Annotated in this window: 17 protein-coding genes; 7 read left to right on the top strand and 10 right to left on the bottom strand. The window is 70.3% G+C overall.

The features are described from left to right. Positions 1-62 precede the first annotated feature (62 nt). The 6 genes from hflX to miaA form a co-directional block, all read right to left on the bottom strand. The gene (gene hflX / locus SSPS47_RS25825) at positions 63-1,559 is read right to left on the bottom strand and encodes a GTPase HflX (RefSeq protein WP_164253054.1); all 1,497 of its coding nucleotides are present in this window, start codon (positions 1,557-1,559) and stop codon (positions 63-65) included. Positions 1,560-1,815: 256 nt separating this feature from the next. After that, positions 1,816-3,261, bottom strand: coding sequence for a M1 family metallopeptidase (locus SSPS47_RS25820; protein WP_164253053.1), 1,446 nt, complete (start codon positions 3,259-3,261; stop codon positions 1,816-1,818). 181 nt (positions 3,262-3,442) lie between these two features. Further along, positions 3,443-5,683, bottom strand: a complete 2,241-nt coding sequence (locus tag SSPS47_RS25815; protein ID WP_164253052.1) for an HD domain-containing protein — start codon at positions 5,681-5,683, stop codon at positions 3,443-3,445. Between the two features lie 160 nt (positions 5,684-5,843). Continuing rightward, positions 5,844-6,770, bottom strand: a complete 927-nt coding sequence (gene dapF / locus SSPS47_RS25810) for a diaminopimelate epimerase (protein ID WP_164253051.1) — start codon at positions 6,768-6,770, stop codon at positions 5,844-5,846. A 56-nt stretch (positions 6,771-6,826) separates the two neighbouring features. Beyond that, complete coding sequence (locus SSPS47_RS25805) at positions 6,827-7,267, bottom strand: hypothetical protein (protein WP_164255005.1); 441 nt, start codon at positions 7,265-7,267, stop codon at positions 6,827-6,829. 107 nt (positions 7,268-7,374) lie between these two features. Further along, positions 7,375-8,313, bottom strand: a complete 939-nt coding sequence (gene miaA, locus SSPS47_RS25800) for a tRNA (adenosine(37)-N6)-dimethylallyltransferase MiaA (protein ID WP_164253050.1) — start codon at positions 8,311-8,313, stop codon at positions 7,375-7,377. Positions 8,314-8,810: 497 nt separating this feature from the next. Here miaA and SSPS47_RS25795 point away from each other — a divergent pair, with 497 nt between their 5' ends. Continuing rightward, entirely contained in the window at positions 8,811-9,086 is a 276-nt protein-coding gene (locus SSPS47_RS25795; protein ID WP_164253049.1) for an antitoxin, read from the top strand. 193 nt (positions 9,087-9,279) lie between these two features. On the opposite strand, the gene SSPS47_RS25790 is transcribed toward SSPS47_RS25795, so the two are convergent. Both SSPS47_RS25790 and miaB read right to left on the bottom strand, forming a co-directional pair. Then, positions 9,280-10,014 carry a class III extradiol dioxygenase subunit B-like domain-containing protein gene (locus SSPS47_RS25790; protein ID WP_164253048.1) on the bottom strand — a complete coding sequence of 245 codons (735 nt, stop codon included), beginning with the start codon at positions 10,012-10,014 and terminating at the stop codon, positions 9,280-9,282. Between the two features lie 90 nt (positions 10,015-10,104). Next, entirely contained in the window at positions 10,105-11,631 is a 1,527-nt protein-coding gene (gene miaB / locus SSPS47_RS25785; protein ID WP_203557927.1) for a tRNA (N6-isopentenyl adenosine(37)-C2)-methylthiotransferase MiaB, read from the bottom strand. A gap of 195 nt (positions 11,632-11,826) precedes the next feature. On the opposite strand from miaB, the gene SSPS47_RS25780 reads away from it, so the two are divergent. Together SSPS47_RS25780 and SSPS47_RS25775 are read left to right on the top strand one after the other, a co-directional pair. After that, positions 11,827-12,330 (top strand): cupin domain-containing protein, encoded by a 504-nt coding sequence (locus SSPS47_RS25780; protein WP_164253047.1) that lies wholly within the window; start codon positions 11,827-11,829, stop codon positions 12,328-12,330. A gap of 366 nt (positions 12,331-12,696) precedes the next feature. Then, positions 12,697-13,677 (top strand): TAXI family TRAP transporter solute-binding subunit, encoded by a 981-nt coding sequence (locus tag SSPS47_RS25775; protein WP_239065336.1) that lies wholly within the window; start codon positions 12,697-12,699, stop codon positions 13,675-13,677. 95 nt (positions 13,678-13,772) lie between these two features. On the opposite strand, the gene SSPS47_RS25770 is transcribed toward SSPS47_RS25775, so the two are convergent. Both SSPS47_RS25770 and SSPS47_RS25765 read right to left on the bottom strand, forming a co-directional pair. Further along, positions 13,773-15,200, bottom strand: a complete 1,428-nt coding sequence (locus SSPS47_RS25770; protein ID WP_164253045.1) for a HAMP domain-containing sensor histidine kinase — start codon at positions 15,198-15,200, stop codon at positions 13,773-13,775. Positions 15,201-15,206: 6 nt separating this feature from the next. Continuing rightward, on the bottom strand, positions 15,207-15,920 hold the full coding sequence (locus SSPS47_RS25765; RefSeq protein ID WP_164253044.1) for a response regulator transcription factor: 714 nt from the start codon (positions 15,918-15,920) through the stop codon (positions 15,207-15,209). Positions 15,921-16,171: 251 nt separating this feature from the next. Here SSPS47_RS25765 and SSPS47_RS25760 point away from each other — a divergent pair, with 251 nt between their 5' ends. The 4 genes from SSPS47_RS25760 to SSPS47_RS25745 all read left to right on the top strand — a co-directional run bounded on the left by SSPS47_RS25760 (position 16,172) and on the right by SSPS47_RS25745 (position 19,548). After that, complete coding sequence (locus tag SSPS47_RS25760) at positions 16,172-16,957, top strand: amino acid ABC transporter ATP-binding protein (RefSeq protein ID WP_078074730.1); 786 nt, start codon at positions 16,172-16,174, stop codon at positions 16,955-16,957. A gap of 38 nt (positions 16,958-16,995) precedes the next feature. Beyond that, on the top strand, positions 16,996-17,838 hold the full coding sequence (locus SSPS47_RS25755) for a glutamate ABC transporter substrate-binding protein (RefSeq protein WP_187280360.1): 843 nt from the start codon (positions 16,996-16,998) through the stop codon (positions 17,836-17,838). A gap of 106 nt (positions 17,839-17,944) precedes the next feature. After that, positions 17,945-18,613: an amino acid ABC transporter permease gene (locus tag SSPS47_RS25750; protein ID WP_164253043.1), complete on the top strand. Its 669-nt coding sequence runs from the start codon at positions 17,945-17,947 to the stop codon at positions 18,611-18,613. Continuing rightward, the gene (locus tag SSPS47_RS25745) at positions 18,610-19,548 is read left to right on the top strand and encodes an amino acid ABC transporter permease (protein WP_164253042.1); all 939 of its coding nucleotides are present in this window, start codon (positions 18,610-18,612) and stop codon (positions 19,546-19,548) included. Before SSPS47_RS25750 ends, SSPS47_RS25745 begins: the two co-directional genes overlap by 4 nt. Positions 19,549-19,645 lie beyond the last annotated feature (97 nt).

The following is a 19,645-nucleotide window of genomic DNA, read 5'->3' as shown; positions in this document are numbered from 1 at the left end:
CCGCCCCCTCGCGTGGAGGGGGCGGGCCTTGCGCCGTCAACGAATCGCGGCGCGCGGTGCGGTCAGCCGGCCGCGGGAACAGGCATGTACGCGGCGAGCGCCGATGCCAGCTCCTCGTGGACCTGCGCCTTCAGCAGGGTGCCCTCCGGGGTGTGCTCCTCGGACAGCACCTCACCCTCGGCGTGCACCCGCGAGACCAGACCGCCGTCGGTGTACGGCACCAGTGCCTCGACCGTGATCGCGGGCCTGGGCAGCTCGGTGTCGATGAGCGCGAGCAGCTCCGCCATACCGGCACCGGTCCGAGCGGACACGGCGATCGCGTACCGCTCCATCCGCAGCAGCCGCTGGAGGACCTCCGGGTCCGCCGCGTCGGCCTTGTTGATCACCACGATCTCGCGGACGTCCACCGCGCCCACGTCGCGGATGACCTCGCGCACGGCGGCGAGCTGCTCCTCGGGAGCGGGATGCGAGCCGTCGACCACGTGCAGGATCAGATCGGAGTCTCCGACCTCCTCCATCGTCGACCGGAACGCCTCCACGAGGTGGTGCGGCAGATGCCGTACGAACCCGACGGTGTCGGCCAGGGTGTAGATCCTGCCGCTCGGTGTCTCGGCCCGGCGCACGGTCGGGTCCAGGGTGGCGAACAGCGCGTTCTCCACCAGGACGCCGGCGCCGGTGAGGCGGTTGAGCAGCGAGGACTTGCCCGCGTTCGTATATCCGGCGATCGCCACCGACGGCACCCTGTGGCGCCGGCGCTCCTGCCGCTTGATCTCGCGGCCGGTCTTCATCTCCGCGATCTCCCGGCGCATCTTCGCCATCTTCTCGCGGATCCGCCGCCGGTCCGTCTCGATCTTCGTCTCACCGGGACCGCGAGTGGCCATGCCGCCACCGCCGCCGCCGCCCATCTGCCGGGACAGCGACTGACCCCAGCCGCGCAGCCTCGGCAGCATGTACTGCATCTGGGCCAGCGCGACCTGTGCCTTGCCCTCCCGGGACTTGGCGTGCTGGGCGAAGATGTCCAGGATCAGGGCCGTACGGTCCACGACCTTGACCTTGACGACGTCCTCGAGATGGATGAGCTGACCGGGACTGAGCTCACCGTCGCAGACGACGGTGTCCGCCCCGGTCTCCAGCACCATGTCGTACAGCTCACGCGCCTTGCCCGAGCCGATGTAGGTGGCCGGGTCGGGCTTGTCACGGCGCTGGATGACTCCGTCGAGCACGAGCGCGCCGGCCGTCTCGGCCAGCGCCGCCAGCTCGGCGAGCGAATTCTCGGCCTCCCGCACCGTCCCGGAGACCCAGACGCCGACCAGCACGACGCGCTCCAGGCGCAGCTGCCGGTACTCGACCTCGGTGACGTCTTCGAGCTCGGTGGACAGGCCCGCCACGCGCCTCAGCGCCGCGCGGTCGGAACGGTCGAACTGGTCGCCGTCCCGGTTTCCGTCGATCTCTTGGCTCCAGGCGACGTCCTCTTCCATCAGGGCATCGGCCCGAAGGCTTTCCGTGCGGGGGTCCGCGGAGATCTGCTCGTCCTGGGAAGGGGAAGAAGAGGAGGTCATTGGATCCTTACGTCGAAGAGAGTGTTCGGGTGTGGACAGACTGCCCACCCATATCGGTCACAACGCGTGACGACCCGGATTGATTCCCGGCGTCCCGGTCCGGCGTCCCGGCCCCGGAGTACCGGTCCCGGCAGCGCCGCCGACCCCTTGATGGTGGCACGTCACGGCCGGGAGCGTCATATGGGTTTCGCGTCCGGTTCACCGGCCGCCCCCACGGCCCTCGCGGCGGCCTCCCCTCGCGCCGTTCGCTCGCCTCCTACTTCAACGCCGCACTCTTCCACTCCGGGTGCCCCGGCATGGGCGGCGTCCGGCGCCCGTACAGCCACGCCTCGAAGAAGTCCGACAGGTCACGCCCCGCGATGTCCGACGCCAGCCGCGTGAAGTCCGCCGTACTCGCCGTCCCGTCCCGGTGGTCGCGCACCCACTCCCGCTCCAGCCGCCGGAACTCCCCCGCGCCGATCTCCTGGCGCAGCGCGTAGAGCACCAGCGCACTGCCGTCGTACACCACGGGCCGGAACAGGCTGATCTGCTTGCCGGGCGAGGGCGGCTCCGGTGCGGCGGGCGGACCGCCGGCCGCCCGCCAGCCGTCGGACAGCCGGTAGGCCTCGCGCATCCGCTCCTCCAGCGGCTTGTCCGCGTGCTCCTGCGCGTACATCGCCTCGTACCAGCTCGCGTGGCCCTCGTTGAGCCACAGGTCTGACCACGCGCGCGGTGAGACGCTGTCGCCGAACCACTGGTGCGCCAGCTCGTGGACCATGACCGAGTCGACGTACCACTCGGGGTACTCGGGCCGGGTGAACAGCGAACGCTCGAAGAGCGACAGCGTCTGTGTCTCCAGCTCGAAACCGGTCTCGGCGGCGGCGACGAGGACGCCGTACGTCTCGAAGGGGTACCGCCCGACCTGCCGCTCCATCCACTCGATCTGTGCCGGCGTCTTCGCCAGCCACGGCTCCAGCTTCGCGCGGTCGGCGGCCGGGACCACGTCGCGCAGGGGCAGTCCGCGCGGACCCTCCCGGTGCACCACGGCCGACTCCCCGATGGACACCTGCGCCAGCTCGGTGGCCATGGGGTGACGGGTGCGGTACGTCCAGGTGGTGGTCGCGCCGTTACGGGTCTTCGCCACCGGAAGACCGTTGGCCACGACGGTCAGCTTGCCGGGCGCGGTGACCCGGAAGGTGAACGCCGCCTTGTCGGCCGGGTGGTCGTTGCCCGGGAAGACGCGGTGCGCGGCGTCGGCCTGGTTGGCCATCGCGAGGCCGTCCTTCGTCCGCACCCAGCCGCCCTTGCCGCCCGTGGGGTCGCTGGTGTGGGTGACGGTGACGCGTACCCGTGAGCCGGCCTCCACGGCCTCGCGCGGCGTGACCACGAGGTCTTCGCCGACGGTCGCGAAGTCGGCGCGCGCGCCGTCGACCTCGACGGAGCCGACCTTGCCGTGGGTGAAGTCGAGGTTGACGCGTTCAAGACGCTGGGTCGCCCGCGCGTCGATCTTGGTGACCGCGTCGAGCGGCTTGGAGTTGTCGCCCCGGTAGGTGAGGCCGATGTCGTAGGCGAGGACGTCGTATCCGGGGTTGCCCAGATACGGGAAGAGCGGATCGCCGATACCGAGCGCCACCGGGGCGGGAGCGGGGAGTGTCGCGGCGACGAGGGTGGCCGACGCGGTGGCCAGCAGGGCGGCGCGCAGCCGGGGGGAGGTGAGCAGCATGGACCACCGCTACCAGCGCACGGCGCACCTACGGCGGCGGCGCGCTTCACGCCCACCCGAAAGAGGCGGCCGGGCCGCCGGGCTCAGGCCGTGCCGGCGCCCGCGGGGCGGGGCACGGCTCGGTGGAGCAGGGGGCCGCGGCGTACGGGGCGGGCACCTGGGCGCAGGGCGGCGCGCCTGCTCAGGGAGCCGGCTCGTGCTGCGCGCGCCGTACGTCGAACACCCCGGGCACGTCCCGCATGGCGCGCATCAGGCCGGGGAGCCCCGCCGCGTCGGGCAGTTGGAGCGTGTACGTGTGCCGTACCCGCTGCTCGCTCGGCGGCTCCACGTTGGCCGACACGATCGCCGCGCCCGCCGTGGCGATGGCCTCGGTGAGATCGGCGAGCAGCCGGGGCCGGCCGAAGGACTCCGCGTACAGCGTGACCCGGCACTCCGCCTCGTCGCCCCAGCGCACCGTGAGCGGCGGGCGGCCGAGCGCGGTCATCCTGCCGACGGCGGGACACTCCGCGCGGTGCACGGTGACGGCGCCGCCCCGGACCGTGAAGCCGGTGACGGCGTCGGGCGGGACGGGGGTGCAGCAGCCGGCCAGCCGTACGGTCGCCTCGGGCACGTCCACAACCACATTGGCCACGCCGCGCCGCCCCGCCGTGACGGCGCCGGGCGTACGGGGCGGCGCCTCGGCCACCTTCAGGCTCTCCGGATTCGCGGCGAGCCAGCCGGCGATCGCGATGCGCGCGGCGGGCGTACGGGCGTGGTCCAGCCACTCGGGAGAGGGGCCGGGGGCGGTGTCCTGATGCCGGCCGTGCGCCGGGTCCGCCGTGCCCTGCGGGTCCTGGCCGCGCCCACCGCCGGGAGTGCCCTCGACGTCCCCGGGGCCGCCGGTGCTCCCGGCCTTTCCCGTGCCGCTCCCGTCGCCGTCCCCGTCCCGGCCGTTCCGGGGCTCCTGGGCGGGGCTGTGAGCCAGCAGCAGTTGCACCGTGTCGCCGTCGACCAGGACCGTACTCAGCGTCGCCAGACGGCCGTTGACGCGCGCGCCGATGCAGCCGTGCGCGCCGTCGCCGTACTGCGCGTACGCCGCGTCCACACATGTCGCGCCGGCGGGCAGGCCGAGCATGCCCCCGTCTGCGAGGAACACGCTGATCTCCCGGTCCTGGGCGAGATCGGCGCGCAGCGTCGTCCAGAACGTGTCCGGATCGGTCGCCGACTCCTGCCACTCCAGGAGGCGGGAGAGCCAGCCGGGCCTGGTCGGGTCGGTGCGTTCGCCGTCGGCCGGTTCCGCACCGTCGACGGGCGCGTACGGATTGCCCAGCGCGACCACACCGGCCTCGGCGACCTTGTGCATCTGGTGCGTACGGATGAGGACTTCGACGACCGCCCCGCCGGGGCCCGCGACCGCCGTGTGCAGCGACTGGTACAGGTTGTACTTCGGGGCGGCGATGAAGTCCTTGAACTCGGAGATCACCGGAGTGAAACAGGTGTGCAACTCCCCCAGCACGGCGTAACAGTCGGCGTCCTCCCCGACCAGGACCAGAAGGCGGCCGAAGTCCGTGCCCCGCATCTCGCCGCGTTTCAGGCGGGCACGGTGCACGGAGAGGAAGTGCCGCGGCCTGATGACGACTTCGGCCGTGATGTCGGCCTCACGAACCGTCCGCCGCACATCCTCGGCGACCAGGTCCAGACTCGGCCCGGCGCCTGCCCTGTCCGCGATGACGGTGCGGGTGCGCTCGTACTCCTCCGGCTGGAGGATGGCGAACACCAGGTCCTCCAGCTCGGTCTTGAGCGCCTGCACGCCGAGACGTTCGGCCAGCGGGATGAGGACGTCGTGGGTGACCTTGGCGATGCGTTCCTGCTTCTCCGGCCGCATCACACCGAGGGTGCGCATGTTGTGCAGCCGGTCGGCGAGTTTGATCGACATCACCCGGACATCGTTGCCGGTGGCGACGAGCATCTTGCGGAAGGTCTCGGGCTCGGCGGCGGCCCCGTAGTCGACCTTCTCCAGCTTCGTCACACCGTCGACCAGATAGCAGACCTCGTCGCCGAACTCCGCGCGAACCTGATCGAGCGTCACATCCGTGTCCTCGACGGTGTCGTGCAGGAGCGACGCCGTCAACGTCGTGGTCTCGGCGCCGAGTTCGGCGAGGATCAGGGTCACCGCGAGCGGATGCGTGATGTAGGGCTCGCCGCTCTTGCGGAACTGCCCGCGGTGCGACGTCTCGGCGAGCACGTACGCCTTGCCCAGCACGAGAAGGTCCGCGTCGGGATGGTGCGCGCGGTGGGCGTCGGCCACATGGCCGATCGCGTCCGGCAGCCGGTCCCTGGAAGCGGGCCCCAGTAACGCGGCTTTGCCGAGCCGACGGAGGTCGATACTGGTACGGCCGCGCCTGCGGCTCCGGGCACCAGGGCTCGTGGCCTCTGCGCTCATGGGGCACCTCCGGCAGCTCCGACCGGCGGTGGGAGGGACAGGAGCGCCCTCCCGGCCGGTGCTTGATGCTACCGACCCCACCACGTGCCTCGGTCCACCTCTCCCCCAGCGTGAACCGGATCACCCATTCGAGCGAATCTGCCGCCGGGTGCCGAGGACTTCAGAGCGTGTCGAGCAACTCCGCCCACTCGCCGTCGAGCAGCCCCTCCGCCACGATCACGGCCGGGCCGGTCATCTCGATCTCGCCGTCGGGGCGTTCGGTGATGACGAGCCGTCCGCCGGGCAGGTCGACCGTGTACGTGACGGGCTCACCGGTCACGGCGGGGTCGATGCCGTCCCGGCGGGCCGCGGCGACGGCGACGGCGCACGCGCCCGTACCGCAGGACCGCGTCTCGCCCGAGCCGCGTTCATGGACGCGCATGGCGACATGGCGCGGGCCGCGCCCGACGACGAATTCGACGTTCACGCCGTCCGGATAGGCCGAGGCGGGGCTGACGGGCGGCGCGGTGAACAGATTCCCCGCGTGGTCGAGGTCGTCGACGAAGGCGACGGCGTGCGGATTGCCCATGTTGACATCACGGGCGGGCCAACCACGCTCCCCCACCACGACACTGACATCCCCTTCGGGGAGGGCGGCTCGTCCCATCCGGACCGTCACGTCTTCCGGATCGGCCGTTCCACCGCCCGTCTCAAGGGACTTGGCGATGTGAACCTCCTTCACGCCGCCACGGGTGGCGACGGCGAGATCGCCCGCGTCAACGAGACCGGCGCGCCGCAGATACCGCGCGAAGACCCGCACCCCGTTGCCGCACATCTCGGCGACCGAACCGTCCGCGTTGCGGTAGTCCATGAACCATTCGGCCCGGTCGGCCATGGACCGCGCCTCGGGGTGCTCGGCGGACCGTACGACGTGCAGCAGACCGTCGCCACCGATACCGGCGCGGCGGTCGCAGAGCTTCGCCACGGCGGCGGCGGACAGGGCGACCGCGTTGTCCGGGTCGGGAATGATCACGAAGTCGTTCTCGGTCCCGTGCCCCTTGAGGAACGGGATCGGTGACGGCTGCGCGGCGGGGTGGTAGGTACTCACGCGTCAATCGTACGAGATGGGACCGACAGTGCGGACGCGGAAGGCGGCGCGCCCGGTCAGCGGAGTCGGGCGACCCGCCAGACGGCGAGGGCGACGAGGGCGACGCCCGCGCCCACGTACAGCGCGAGGACGCGCCAGTCCGGGCGCTCGCCCGATCCGCGGGCCGACAGACCGGGCCAGGTGTGGCCGACGCGGCGGGCGGCCATCATGCCCCAGCCCGCGGCGCAGCAGCTGATCAGCAGGCCGAGCATCGCGACGACGGCGCCGCCGTCACCCGTACCGAAAGCCAGCGGGAAGGCGAACATCAGTGAGCCGATGGCGGCGAGCATCACGATGGGAGCGAGCTGCCAGATCCGCAGGCGTCGCTGCGGACGCAGCTCGACCTCCACCTCGGGAGTCACCGTGTCTTCGTCGTCGGGTCCGTCGGGACTCAACCGCGGGGCTTCTTCCTGCGGATCCTGAGTCCCCTCATCTGTGTTGCGAGGGCCGGCCTCCATCGCCACGCGCCCTCCCAACTCGGACTCCACGGGTCGATCGATGCTCGATGATGGCACGGCCCCGGGCACCGGATTGACGGCCTGAGCGTCCCGATGCCATCACGTGATCAGGCTGTGACCGCTCGTTCGACCAACGTCAGCGCGAGGTGCGGGAGTTCCTCCCGGTCCTCGGCCGCGCCGCTCAGCCAGTGGACACGGGGGTCGCGGCGGAACCACGAGTCCTGGCGGCGCGCGAAGCGTTTGGTGGCGCGTACGGTCTCGGTGCGCGCCTGGTCCTCGGTGCAGTCGCCGGCGAGGGCCGCGAGTACCTGCTGGTAGCCGAGCGCGCGCGAGGCCGTACGCCCCTCACGCAGGCCGCGCGCCTCCAACTCGCGCACCTCGTCCACGAGGCCGGCCTCCCACATACGGTCGACGCGCAGCGCGATGCGCTCGTCGAGTTCGGGGCGTTCCACGTCGACGCCGATCTGCACCGTCTCGTACACGGCGTCGTGACCGGGCAGATTGGCCGTGAACGGCTTACCGGTGATCTCGAACACCTCAAGGGCCCGGACGATGCGGCGGCCGTTGCTGGGGAGGATCGCGCGGCCCGCAGGCGGATCGGCGGCGGCCAGCCGGGCGTGCAGGGCGCCGGAGCCGCGCAGCTTCAGCTCGTCCTCCAGCCGGGCGCGCACCTCGGGGTCGGTGCCGGGGAAGTCGAGGGCGTCGATGGCGCCCCGTACGTAGAGGCCGGAGCCGCCGACGAGGACGGGGGTACGGCCCGCGGCGAGGAGCCGGTCGATCTCGATCCTGGCCAGCCGCTGGTACTCGGCGACGTTGGCCGCCTCGGCGACGTCCCAGATGTCGAGGAGGTGGTGCGGGACCCCGCGGCGCTCCTCGGTCGTCAGCTTGGCGGTACCGATGTCCATCCCGCGGTAGAGCTGCATGGAGTCTGCGTTGACGACCTCACCGTCGAGTTGCCGGGCGAGATGGACGCCCAGGTCGGACTTGCCGGCCGCGGTGGGGCCGACGACGGCGATGACCCGCGGTGCGGGCGCTGCGGTACTCACGGCCCCAGTCTCGCAAACCTGGTGACCGGTTCCCGAACGAGTTATGTGACGGCCCCTGTCCGGGTCGTTCGCCGTTGCGGGATTCCGGCCGCCGGTGTGCGGGCGGCGCCCATGGACGCCGTGAGGGGGACGCTGTGGGCGACGCGGAATTTCGCCCACACGAGTAGCATATGGAGTTGATATGGGCGTTTTCGCCTGACTTCGCTGGAAGTCCAAGCGGACGGTGGAGGGGGCCGGGTCGGCGTTCACGGCGGCCGAGGCCGACGAGGACGAAACCCCCGCCCCCGATGCCTCCCATGCCGTACCGGATACGGTTGCGGACAGCGGAAGCGACGGTGAAGGCAACGGCGACGGCGGCACGAAAGCTGCCGACGGTGTCGACATCCCGAAGCAGCAGACCGTCGACGAAGCTTCCGACCACGGAGTCGGCGATGGCGCCCGCGCACAGTCGGCACAGAGCCGATCGCCCCTCACCGGGGCCCGAGGGAAGGTGACCCATGAGCTTCCTTGACTCACTGAAGTCCAAGCTGTCCCCCGCCAAGGACAAAGTCTCCGACCTCGCGCAGCAGCACGGGGGGAAGATCGGCGAGGGCCTGGACAAGGCCGCGAAGACGGTCGACCAGAAGACCAAGGGCAAGTACAGCGACAAGATCGAGTCCGGGACCGGAAAGGCCAAGGACGCCTTGGAGCGGATTTCCCAGAAGGAAGGCAAGGACGGCGGCCAGAGCGGCGGCACCACAACCCCGCCCTCCTCCCCGCCGCCGGCTTCCTGAGCCCGGCGAACGGCCGACGAGGGCTGACAAGGGCCGACGACGGCAGGTCCTGATGCCTGACGGCGGGGGCGAAGCGCCTTTTCAGCGCTTCGCCCCCGCCGTCAGGCATGAGGCATCAGGCATCAGGCGCCAACATCAGCGAGCTGCGGGGCTTGGGACCCCTCCCCCCTCCCCACCCCGCCCCCTCTGCCCGCTACGACCAGGCCGCCACCAGGTAGCCCACGCCGTACGGCGCGTCGTCGTACAGCAGCGCGCCGCCGAGAGACGCTCCCTCCGCCGCGCCCGCGAGAACCTGCCAGCCGGCGCGTCCCGCCGCCTGCAGGTCGGTCGCCAGCGACTCGTCCAGCGCGGCGAGCGCCGTCACGTCCGCCGAGCCGAGCGCGCCTGCGACCTCGGCGTCGAAGGCCGCGGCGCGCTCGTCGAGATATCCGGGCGCCTTGAGCGAACGGCACGCGCTGGCGTCGCCCATCACCAGCAGTGCCACCCGCCCCTCGCCCGTCGTGATGTCCTTGCCGCTCTTGATACACCGGCCGGCGTCGAGAGGTTCCCGGACGGCGAGTCCCTGGATCGGCGAGGCGGTCCAGGAGACGTGCGCGAGCAGCCAGGCGGCGACGGCCAGCGAGGGCGGCAGTTCGGCGCCGGATCGACCGTCGCGGTCCTCGGGCCTGGGCGGCCGGCCGTCGAGCGTGACGTCGACGGCCACCCCGTAGCCACGGAAGGAGCCGTGCGCACCCTGTGGGTACGTCACCAGGTCCGTCGTGCCCGCCGCCGGTCCGACGACGACCAGCCGGTCGGGCCTGGAGGCGGCGAGCACGCCGAGGGCGTCGGCGCACGCGTCGCGCGCGGTGTCGAGTTCCGGAGCGGCACCGGCGGCGACGGCGGGGACGAGCAGGGGCGGACAGGGGCACACGGCCGCGGATACGAGCATGCTGCGCAGACTAGGTCACGGGCATGTGCGGCCTCGGCCCGTCGGTGTCCCGCCGGTCGTCGACCGGCACGTCACAGCGTGCAGCGGGCGTCACACCGCCGAGCAGCCGCCGGTCGCCGCGGGCAGCGGCGGCGGGACGCCGATCGACGGCAGACCGAGCAGTACAGCCGCGGGCTCGGGCGGGGCGGCGTTGCGCCTCTCCCAGGCGTCTCCGGCACGGGTGCGCCGAATCCGCGTCGTCGGCCCCTCGGCGAGCAGATGGTGCGGGGCCGCGTAGGTGATGTCGACGGTCACCACGTCGCCCGGACGAACCTCCTGGTCGGGCGCGGTGAAGTGCACCAGCCGGTTGTCCGGCGCGCGGCCGGAGAGGCGGCGGGTGGCTCCGTCCTTGCGGCCCTCGCCCTCGGCGACCATGACGTCGAGGGTGCGGCCGATCTGCGCCTTGTTCTCGTCCCAGGAGATCTCCTCCTGGAGGGCGACGAGGCGCAGGTAGCGCTCCTGCACGACCTCCTTGGGAATCTGCCCGTCCATGTCGGCCGCGGGCGTTCCGGGGCGCTTGGAGTACTGGAAGGTGAAGGCGTTCGCGAAGCGCGCCCGGCGCACCGTGTGCATCGTCTGCTGGAAGTCCTCCTCGGTCTCGCCGGGGAAGCCCACGATGATGTCGGTGGAGATGGCGGCGTGCGGGATGGCCGCGCGGACCTTGTCGATGATGCCGAGGAACCGCTCCTGCCGGTAGGAGCGGCGCATCGCCCTGAGGACGGTGTCCGAGCCTGACTGGAGCGGCATGTGCAACTGCGGCATGACGTTGGGCGTCTGGGCCATCGCGGAGATGACGTCGTCGGTGAAGTCGCGCGGGTGCGGTGAGGTGAAGCGGACGCGCTCCAGGCCCTCGATCTGCCCGCAGGCCCGCAGGAGCTTGGAGAAGGCCTCGCGGTCGCCCATGTCGGAGCCGTACGCGTTGACGTTCTGGCCCAGGAGCGTGATCTCCGAGACGCCTTCGGCGACGAGTGCCTCGACCTCGGCGAGTACGTCACCGGGGCGGCGGTCCTTCTCCTTGCCGCGCAGGGCCGGGACGATGCAGAAGGTGCAGGTGTTGTTGCAGCCCACGGAGATGGAGACCCACGCGGCGTAGGCGGACTCGCGGCGGGTCGGCAGTGTGGACGGGAACGCCTCCAGCGACTCGGCGATCTCGATCTGCGCCTCTTCCTGTACGCGGGCGCGCTCCAGCAGTACGGGGAGTTTGCCGATGTTGTGCGTACCGAAGACGACGTCGACCCAGGGCGCCCTCTTGACGATGGTGTCGCGGTCCTTCTGGGCGAGGCAGCCGCCGACCGCGATCTGCATGCCGGGGCGGCGGGTCTTCATCGGGGCGAGCCGGCCGAGGTTGCCGTACAGCTTGTTGTCGGCGTTCTCGCGTACGGCGCAGGTGTTGAAGACGACGACGTCGGCGTCGCCGTCGGCGCCCGCGGGGGCGCGGACATAGCCGGCGTCCTCCAGCAGACCGGACAATCGCTCGGAGTCGTGGACGTTCATCTGGCACCCGTAGGTGCGCACCTCGTAGGTCCGGTCAACGCCCACTTCGTCCACTGCCGCGGCCCGGTCACTGCTGTTTGTCACCCGTCCAGGGTAAGGGGGTGCCCGAGGTGGGCCCGCCAGTGGAACGGTGAGCCCGGCGATTCCCCTGTGTCACCGGCGTATCGGCCACGGCGTTTCGACCGCCTCGGCCCCTTCGGGGACGGTGTCGATTGACCCATTGATTCATTCACCGAATGCCCCCTTCGGGCAGTCACCATGAGCCCTAGATTCGTCTTCATGAACAGGACGACGAACTCCGTACCCCGCACCCACCAGCCGCTTCTGACCCGCGGCGGCGCCGCCGAGGCCCTTGCCGACGCACCTGGCAGCGTGATCACGCTGTTCGCCGACTCGGACACCACGGGCGGCGCGCTCACCGTCAACACGGCCCGCTTCGAGAAGGGTGCGGCGGGGGCGCCCGTGCACTTCCACACCCGTGCCACCGAGTTCTTCTTCGTCGTCGACGGCACGCTCCAGGTGCTGGTGGGTGAGGAGGTACTGACCCTGGGGAAGGGCGATTTCCTCGCTGTGCCGCCGCACACGCCGCATGCTTTCGCGCCGGCCCCGGACGCGACCGCGGAGGTCCTGGTCGGCTTCACGCCGGGCATGGACCGGTTCGACTACTACCGGCTGCTCGGCCGCGTCCACGACGGTGGGGCGACCGTGCAGGACATCAAGGACTCCTCGGAGAGGTACGACAACCACTACGCGCGCAGTCAGGCGTGGGAGGAGCGCGTCTGACGTCCGTACGGAGGCGGCGGGGACGGGCCGGATCAAGCCGGTCGGGCAGCGGATGGTTTGACCGCCGGAGTCGGGGGTAATGGCTCTGGGCTGCGCCCAGCGCCGGGCCTGGGGAGGTCTGAGGCGCTGGTCAACCCGGTCCCCCGGATCTGCGAAGGACGTGGGACCGGGGCGCAGTCCTCTCGTCCCGGGGCCTTCCGACCGCCGGACGAGTGGCGTGGAACAGTCGTTCCGCGCCATCCGCTTCTCCCGGGACGCCGCCGATGGGCCGGCCGGCCGCGGCGGACCCAAGCCCGTGGAGGCAAGGCCTGGTCTTCACGGTGCGTGAACTGGCAGGATCACCGCATGTTCCCCCTTCCGCCCCGTATGAGCCGTCGCACCGCCTTCGTAGGAGGCGTGGCCGCCCTGGTGGTGGCCGGGCTGCTGGCGTGGTGGCTGGTGCCTCTCGGGGGGAAGACACCGAGCGGGTCCCTCAAGTTCAGTACGGGCGTGACGAGCGGGGTCTACCAGCGCTACGGGGACCTCCTGAAGGAGGATCTCGCCAAGGATCTGCCCAACGTGTCGATAGGGCTGCTGACCAGCGAGGGGTCGCAGGAGAACCTCTCGCGCGTGGCCACCGGGAAGGCCGACTTCACCATCGCCACGGCCGACGCGGTCGCCAAGTACCAGCGGGACAACGGGCCGGGTGCCGACCGGCTGCGGGGCTGCGCGCGGCTCTACGACGACTACGTACAGCTGATCGTGGCGAAGGAGTCGGACATCGAGTCCGCGCGGGACCTGCGGGGCAAGCGGGTGGGTGTCGGGCAGGAGGGTTCGGGGGTGCGGCTGATCGCCGACCGTCTGCTGGCCGCCGCCGGGCTGCATCCCACGAAGGACGTGACGGCTGTATCGGCGGGCATCGACACCATGCCGGGCCGTCTGGAGTCGGGCGGCCTGGACGCGTTCTTCTGGTCGGGCGGGCTGCCCACCGCCTCCGTCCAGCAGTTGTCGGAGCGCTTCGACATACGGCTGGTGCCCCTCGACGACGCCCTCGTCGACAAGCTGCACGACACGGCCCCGGTGGCGACCCGCTACTACCGCTCCGCGGTGATGCCTGCCGACGCGTACGAGAAGGCGCAGGACGGTACGGCGGTGCCCACGGTGGCCGTGGCGAACCTGCTGGTGACCACGGACCGGATCGACCCCGCGCTGACCGAGGGTTTCACCCGCACCGTGATCAAGAGCCGCGACCGGATAGGCAAGAAGGTCCACCCGGCGCAGCTCGTGGATCTGCGGACGGCGATCTACACCGATCCGCTGCGACTGCACGAGGGCGCGCTGCGCTACTACCAGTCGGTCAAGCCGTAGGTCCGTCCCGTACGGCGGCGCTACGGGTCCGCCGGGTGCTCTTCCTGAAAACCGGGTCGCTCTTCCTGAAGAGGCGACGCCCGGGAGCCGTCCTTCTAGGAGGAGCCCGGTGACGACCTCGGGACGGTGAGCGTCACCCGCAGCCCGCGCGGGTCCCCGTGTTCGTACGCGATCGTCCCGCCGCCCGCCGTGAGCAGCGCCCGTGAGATGGACAGCCCGAGACCTGATCCCTTGACGTTCTGGTGGCGGTTGCTGCGCCAGAACCGGTCGCCGATCCGGTCCATCTCGTCGTCGGACAGTCCGGGGCCGCCGTCGGTGACGGTGATGGTGGTGCGGTCGCTGCCGCCTCGTGCGACCCGCACGTCCACCTCGCCGCCCTCGGGCGTGAACTTCAGGGCGTTGTCCACGACCGCGTCGAGGGCGCTGGAGAGCGCGACCGGGTCCGCCCAGCCGGTGACGGCGCCGGTGCTCTCGGTCAGCCGGACGCCCCTCTCCTCCGCGTACGCGCGCCACGCCGCCACGCGCTCGGACGCCAGGGCGCCGACGTCGGTGAGCCGCAGATCGGCGGCGGCGTGTTCGGCCAGCGCCAGGTCCAGCAGATCGTCGAGGACCTGCCCGAGGCGCTTGCCCTCCGTACGGACGGAGGCGATCTCCTCGTTCCCGGCGGGCAGTTCGAGGGCGAGCAGTTCGATCCTCAGCAGGAGGGCGGCGAGCGGGTTGCGCAGTTGGTGGGAGGCGTCGGCGACGAAGGCGCGCTGCTGTTCGAGGACGTCCTCGACGTTGTCGGCCATCTCGTTGAAGGAGTCGGCGAGCCGTCGTAGTTCCGGCGGGCCTCCGGCGGCGGCGACGCGTGACTTCATGCGCCCGGTGGCGATGTCGTGGGTGGCGGCGTCCAGGACGCGTACGGGGCGCAGCACCCAGCCGGTGAGACGGATCGCCGCCCCGACGGCGAGCAGCATGGCGGCTGCTTCGCCGGCGGCGATGTACAGCCAGCCCTGGAAGGTCCGCGAACGCATCTGTCCGGTGGGTGAGTCGGTCACGACGACGGCGACGACGTCCCCGTCGCGTACCACCGGCGACGCGACGATAAGCCGCCCGTGTGTCTGCCAAGGCCAGACCTGCTGGGGATCGTCGCTGCGCCGCCCGAGGAGGGCCTCCTGGAAGGCCAGGCGGCCCTCTCCGGTCCGGGGCACCGTCCAGTCCTCGGGGGCCCGCGCCATGGCTTCTCCGTCGCGGTAGAAGACCCCGGCGCGGATGCCGTACACCTCGTGGTAGCGCTTGAGTTCCTCCTCCAGCATGGATCCGCGCTCGTCGGATCGGGTGCCCGTGCCGGTCCCGGCGCCGGACACGTCGCCCTCGCTGACGAACTGGGCGAGCGCGGCGACGCGCGCCGTGTCGTCGATCCGGTCGACGACCACGCCCTGCTGCTGCGCCGCGGCGAGACTCACGGCGAGCGGGAAGCCGAGCGCGAGGAGCACGCCCGCCATGAGGACGATGAGCAGCGGTAGAAGTCGGGTACTCACCGGGTACTACGGTCCTTGGTGGGCGGTGGGGGCGACGAGGCGGTAGCCGACGCCGCGCACGGTCTCGATCAGCGCCGGCATCCGGAGCTTGGAGCGCAGGGACGCCACGTGCACTTCGAGTGTGCGTCCGGTCCCTTCCCAACTGGTGCGCCAGACCTCGCTGATGATCTGTTCCCGCCGGAAGACGACGCCCGGGCGCTGTGCGAGCAGCGCGAGCAGGTCGAACTCCTTGCGGGTCAGCTGGATCGGGGCGTCGTCCACGGTGACGCGGCGGGTGGAGAGTTCGATGGTGACCGGTCCGAGCCGCAGGGAGTCCCCGCCGCCCTGTCCGGTCTCCTCGCCGCCCACGCTGCGGCGGCTCACGGCGTGGATACGGGCGAGCAGTTCACCGGTGTCGTACGGCTTGGTCACGTAGTCGTCCGCGCCGAGGTTCAGCCCGTGGATGCGGGAGCGGACGTCGGCGCGCGCCGTCACCATGATCACCGGTGTCGAGCAGAGCTTGCGGATCTTGCCGCAGACCGCGTAGCCGTCCTGGTCGGGCAGGCCGAGGTCGAGGAGGACGACTCCGTAAGGAGACTTCGTCCCGTCGGTCACCGGGAGCAGGGCCTGGAGTGCCTCTTCGCCGCTGCGCGCGTGCGTGACGTCGAATCCGTGTCTGGCCAGTACCGCGGCGAGGGCCGCGGCGACATGGTCGTCGTCCTCGACGAGCAGCAGCCTCATGGCCCTCCTCAGTGGTGCGGCGGTCACAGTACGTACCAGGGCATCCACGCCCATCGCTGCCGCACCAGTCAAGTCACTTCCCGTTAAGGGACGGTTTCCGTTACCCACCCGGTACGCCGAACCGGCCCTCTTCACACGGAGTGTCCGGTTGCGGCCGGATCGTTATGCTCAATTTCCCCTCAGATGTAATGACGCTGGTCGCAGTGCGTGACTAAGGTCCTCCCAACCGAGGAGGACGGAGCAAGAAGCCGATGAGCGGAGTTTCAGTGACCAAGGACACCGAGGACGCCAGGCCGGCGTCGGGCGACCTGGTCGTGCTGAGCAACGTCAACAAGCACTTCGGCGCGCTGCATGTGCTCCAGGACATCGATCTGACCATCGCCCGTGGCGAGGTCGTCGTCGTGATCGGGCCCTCGGGGTCCGGCAAGTCCACACTGTGCCGCGCCATCAACCGTCTGGAGCCGATCGACTCCGGCAGTATTTCGCTCGACGGGAAGCCGCTGCCGGCCGAGGGCAAGGAGCTTGCCCGGCTGCGCGCCGACGTCGGCATGGTCTTCCAGTCCTTCAACCTCTTCGCGCACAAGACGGTTCTGGAGAACGTCACTCTGGGACAGATCAAGGTCCGCAAGAAGGACAAGCGGGCCGCGGACGAGTTCGCACGGACCCTGCTGGACCGCGTGGGTGTGGCCAACCAGGCGGACAAGTATCCCGCGCAGCTCTCCGGTGGCCAGCAGCAGCGTGTGGCGATCGCCCGCGCGCTGGCCATGGAGCCCAAGGTGATGCTCTTCGACGAGCCGACCTCGGCGCTCGACCCGGAAATGATCAACGAGGTGCTCGAAGTCATGCAGCAGCTCGCACGTGACGGTATGACCATGGTCGTGGTGACCCACGAGATGGGCTTCGCGCGGTCCGCCGCGAATCGGGTCGTCTTCATGGCGGACGGCCAGATCGTCGAAGAGGCGACGCCGGAGCAGTTCTTCACCAATCCTCGCAGCGACCGCGCCAAGGACTTCCTGTCGAAGATCCTGCACCACTGAGCTGCCCGTAACTTTCGAGACAACGAAGGATGTTGACCATGAATCTCCGTAAAGCAAGTGCTGTTGCCGCCTCCGTGCTGGCCCTTTCCCTGACCGCGACCGCGTGTGGTTCCGGCGACAGCGACTCCTCGAGCGAGGGCGACGGCGGTGGCAAGAAGATCACCGTCGGTATCAAGTTCGACCAGCCCGGTATCGGTCTGAAGACGCCCGACGGTTCCTTCACGGGCTTCGACGTCGACGTCGCGACGTATGTCGCGAAGGAGCTCGGCTACGAGGCGAAGGACATCGAGTGGAAGGAGACCCCGAGCGCCGACCGTGAGACCGCGCTCGAGCGCGGTGACGTGAAGTTCATCGCGGCCTCCTACTCGATCAACGACGAGCGCAAGCAGAAGGTCGACTTCGCCGGCCCGTATCTGCTCGCCCACCAGGACCTGCTGATCCGCGCCGACGACAACATCACCAAGGGCGCGGACCTCAACGGCAAGAAGCTCTGTTCCGTGACGGGCTCCACGTCCGCGCAGAACGTGAAGAACGACTTCGCGCCGAAGGCCCAGTTGAAGCAGAACGCCACGTACTCGGAGTGCATCGACGGACTGGCCAGCGGCGCCGTCGACGCGCTGACCACGGACGACTCGATCCTCGCCGGTTACGCCTCGCAGGACCAGAACAAGGGCAAGTTCAAGCTCGCCGGTCTCAGCCTGAGCAACGAGAACTACGGCATCGGCGTCAAGAAGGGCGACACCAAGCTCGTCGACGACATCAACGCCGCCCTGGAGAAGATGGTTTCGGACGGCGCCTGGGAGAAGGCCGTGGCGGACAACTTCGGTCCGGCCGACTACAAGAACGAGCCCGCCCCGAAGATCGGCAACATCGTCAGCTGAATCAGCGGGCCGCCGGTTCCGTTCGGCTCATTCGGCGCAGATGTGGCGCGCCGCCCCGTGAGGGTGGCGCGCCACGCCATCAACAAACGCGAGAGCGCGGGAGATCGTGTTCGACTTTCTTGAAGGTTACGACCTGCTAGGGGCGTTCTGGGTCACGGTGAAGCTCGCCGTTTTCTCCGGTATCGGCTCCCTCGTCCTGGGCACCATACTTGCGGCGATGCGGGTGAGCCCGGTTCCGCTGATGCGCGGTTTCGCCACGGTCTACGTGAACGTGGTGCGGAACATTCCCCTCACCGTGATCATCGTCTTCGCCTCCCTCGGTCTCGCCGACGTCTTCGGCATCACGCTCGGCGCGGCGGACGACTTCGACGCGCTGAGTTTCCGGCTGGCCATTCTCGGACTGACCGCCTATACGGCCGCGTTCGTCTGTGAGGCCATCCGGTCCGGCATCAACACGGTGCCTGTCGGGCAGGCGGAGGCGGCGCGGGCCATCGGGCTGAACTTCACCCAGGTCCTGTCCCTCATCGTTCTTCCGCAGGCGTTCCGCTCCGTCATCGGGCCGCTCACGAACGTGCTGATCGCCCTGACGAAGAACACGACGGTGGCCGCGGCCATCGGTGTGGCCGAAGCGGCCCTCCTGATGAAGGAGATGATCGAGAACGAGTCGCAGCTGATCCTCATCTCGGCGATCTTCGCCTTCGGGTTCGTGGTCCTGACACTGCCGACCGGCCTCATCCTCGGCTGGCTCGGCAAGCGAGTGGCGGTGAAGCGATGACTTCCGTTCTGTACGACGCGCCGGGTCCCGGCGCCAAGCGGCGCAACATCGTCTACTCGGTGCTGTTCCTGGTCGTCCTGGCCCTGGGCGTGTGGTGGATCTACTCCGCCATGTCGGACAAGGGGCAGCTGGAGTGGGCGAAGTGGAGCCCCTTCACCGAGTCGCAGGCGTGGACGACGTATCTGCTGCCGGGCCTCGTCAACACCCTCAAGGCCGCGGGACTCGCGCTGGTCATCGCGCTGCCGCTGGGAGTCCTCTTCGGTATCGCGCGGCTCTCCGACCACCGGTGGGTCAGGGCTCCGGCCGGTGTGGTCGTCGAGTTCTTCCGCGCCATCCCCGTGCTGATCCTGATGGTGTTCGCGAACCAGCTGTACGCGGAGTACACCGACATCAGCACGGACACGCGTCCGCTGTACGCGGTCGTCACGGGCCTCGTGCTGTACAACGCGTCCGTGCTGGCGGAGGTCGTCCGCGCGGGCATCCTGTCGCTGCCCAAGGGGCAGACGGAGGCCGCCAAGGCGATCGGTCTGCGCAAGGGCCAGACGATGCGCGCGATCCTGCTGCCGCAGTCGGTCACCGCGATGCTGCCCGCGCTGGTGAGCCAGCTCGTGGTCATCGTGAAGGACACGGCGCTCGGCGGCGCGCTGCTCAGCTTCACCGAGTTGCTGAGTGCCCGCAAGACGCTGGCCGCGAACTACGGCAACGTCATCCCGAGCTTCATCGTCGTCGCGGTGATCTTCATCCTGCTGAATCTCCTCCTTACGACGTTCGCGTCCTGGCTGGAGAAGCGGCTGCGCCGTGCGAAGAGGAGCACCGGGGCCGTCCTGACGGGCGCGACCATGGACGATCTTGGTGCCACGGGTACGCCGGCGGGGCTGGGCCCGATGAGCAAGACGGACCGCGCCACCGGCGATACGGGTGGCGGGGGCGGCTAGCCACGACGGCCCCGGGGACGGGGCCACCGACCCGACGGGGGCAGCGGCGCGCGGCGTCGCTGCCCCCGTCACTTGACGGGGGCACCCGCAGTAGGTT

The sequence above is a fragment of the Streptomyces sp. S4.7 genome, from assembly GCF_010384365.1.
GTDB lineage: Bacteria > Actinomycetota > Actinomycetes > Streptomycetales > Streptomycetaceae > Streptomyces.
This window is presented reverse-complemented; position numbering and strand designations above follow the sequence as displayed.

Bases quoted from the DNA above. Each gene is read 5' to 3' on its own strand.
- hflX (WP_164253054.1), bottom strand. From the start codon at position 1,559: ATGACCTCCTCTTCTTCCCCTTCCCAGGACGAGCAGATCTCCGCGGAC.
- SSPS47_RS25820 (WP_164253053.1), bottom strand. From the start codon at position 3,261: ATGCTGCTCACCTCCCCCCGGCTGCGCGCCGCCCTGCTGGCCACCGCG.
- SSPS47_RS25815 (WP_164253052.1), bottom strand. From the start codon at position 5,683: ATGAGCGCAGAGGCCACGAGCCCTGGTGCCCGGAGCCGCAGGCGCGGC.
- SSPS47_RS25805 (WP_164255005.1), bottom strand. From the start codon at position 7,267: ATGGAGGCCGGCCCTCGCAACACAGATGAGGGGACTCAGGATCCGCAG.
- SSPS47_RS25795 (WP_164253049.1), top strand. From the start codon at position 8,811: ATGAGCTTCCTTGACTCACTGAAGTCCAAGCTGTCCCCCGCCAAGGAC.
- SSPS47_RS25790 (WP_164253048.1), bottom strand. From the start codon at position 10,014: ATGCTCGTATCCGCGGCCGTGTGCCCCTGTCCGCCCCTGCTCGTCCCC.
- SSPS47_RS25780 (WP_164253047.1), top strand. From the start codon at position 11,827: ATGAACAGGACGACGAACTCCGTACCCCGCACCCACCAGCCGCTTCTG.
- SSPS47_RS25775 (WP_239065336.1), top strand. From the start codon at position 12,697: ATGAGCCGTCGCACCGCCTTCGTAGGAGGCGTGGCCGCCCTGGTGGTG.
- SSPS47_RS25765 (WP_164253044.1), bottom strand. From the start codon at position 15,920: ATGAGGCTGCTGCTCGTCGAGGACGACGACCATGTCGCCGCGGCCCTC.
- SSPS47_RS25760 (WP_078074730.1), top strand. From the start codon at position 16,172: ATGAGCGGAGTTTCAGTGACCAAGGACACCGAGGACGCCAGGCCGGCG.
- SSPS47_RS25755 (WP_187280360.1), top strand. From the start codon at position 16,996: ATGAATCTCCGTAAAGCAAGTGCTGTTGCCGCCTCCGTGCTGGCCCTT.
- SSPS47_RS25745 (WP_164253042.1), top strand. From the start codon at position 18,610: ATGACTTCCGTTCTGTACGACGCGCCGGGTCCCGGCGCCAAGCGGCGC.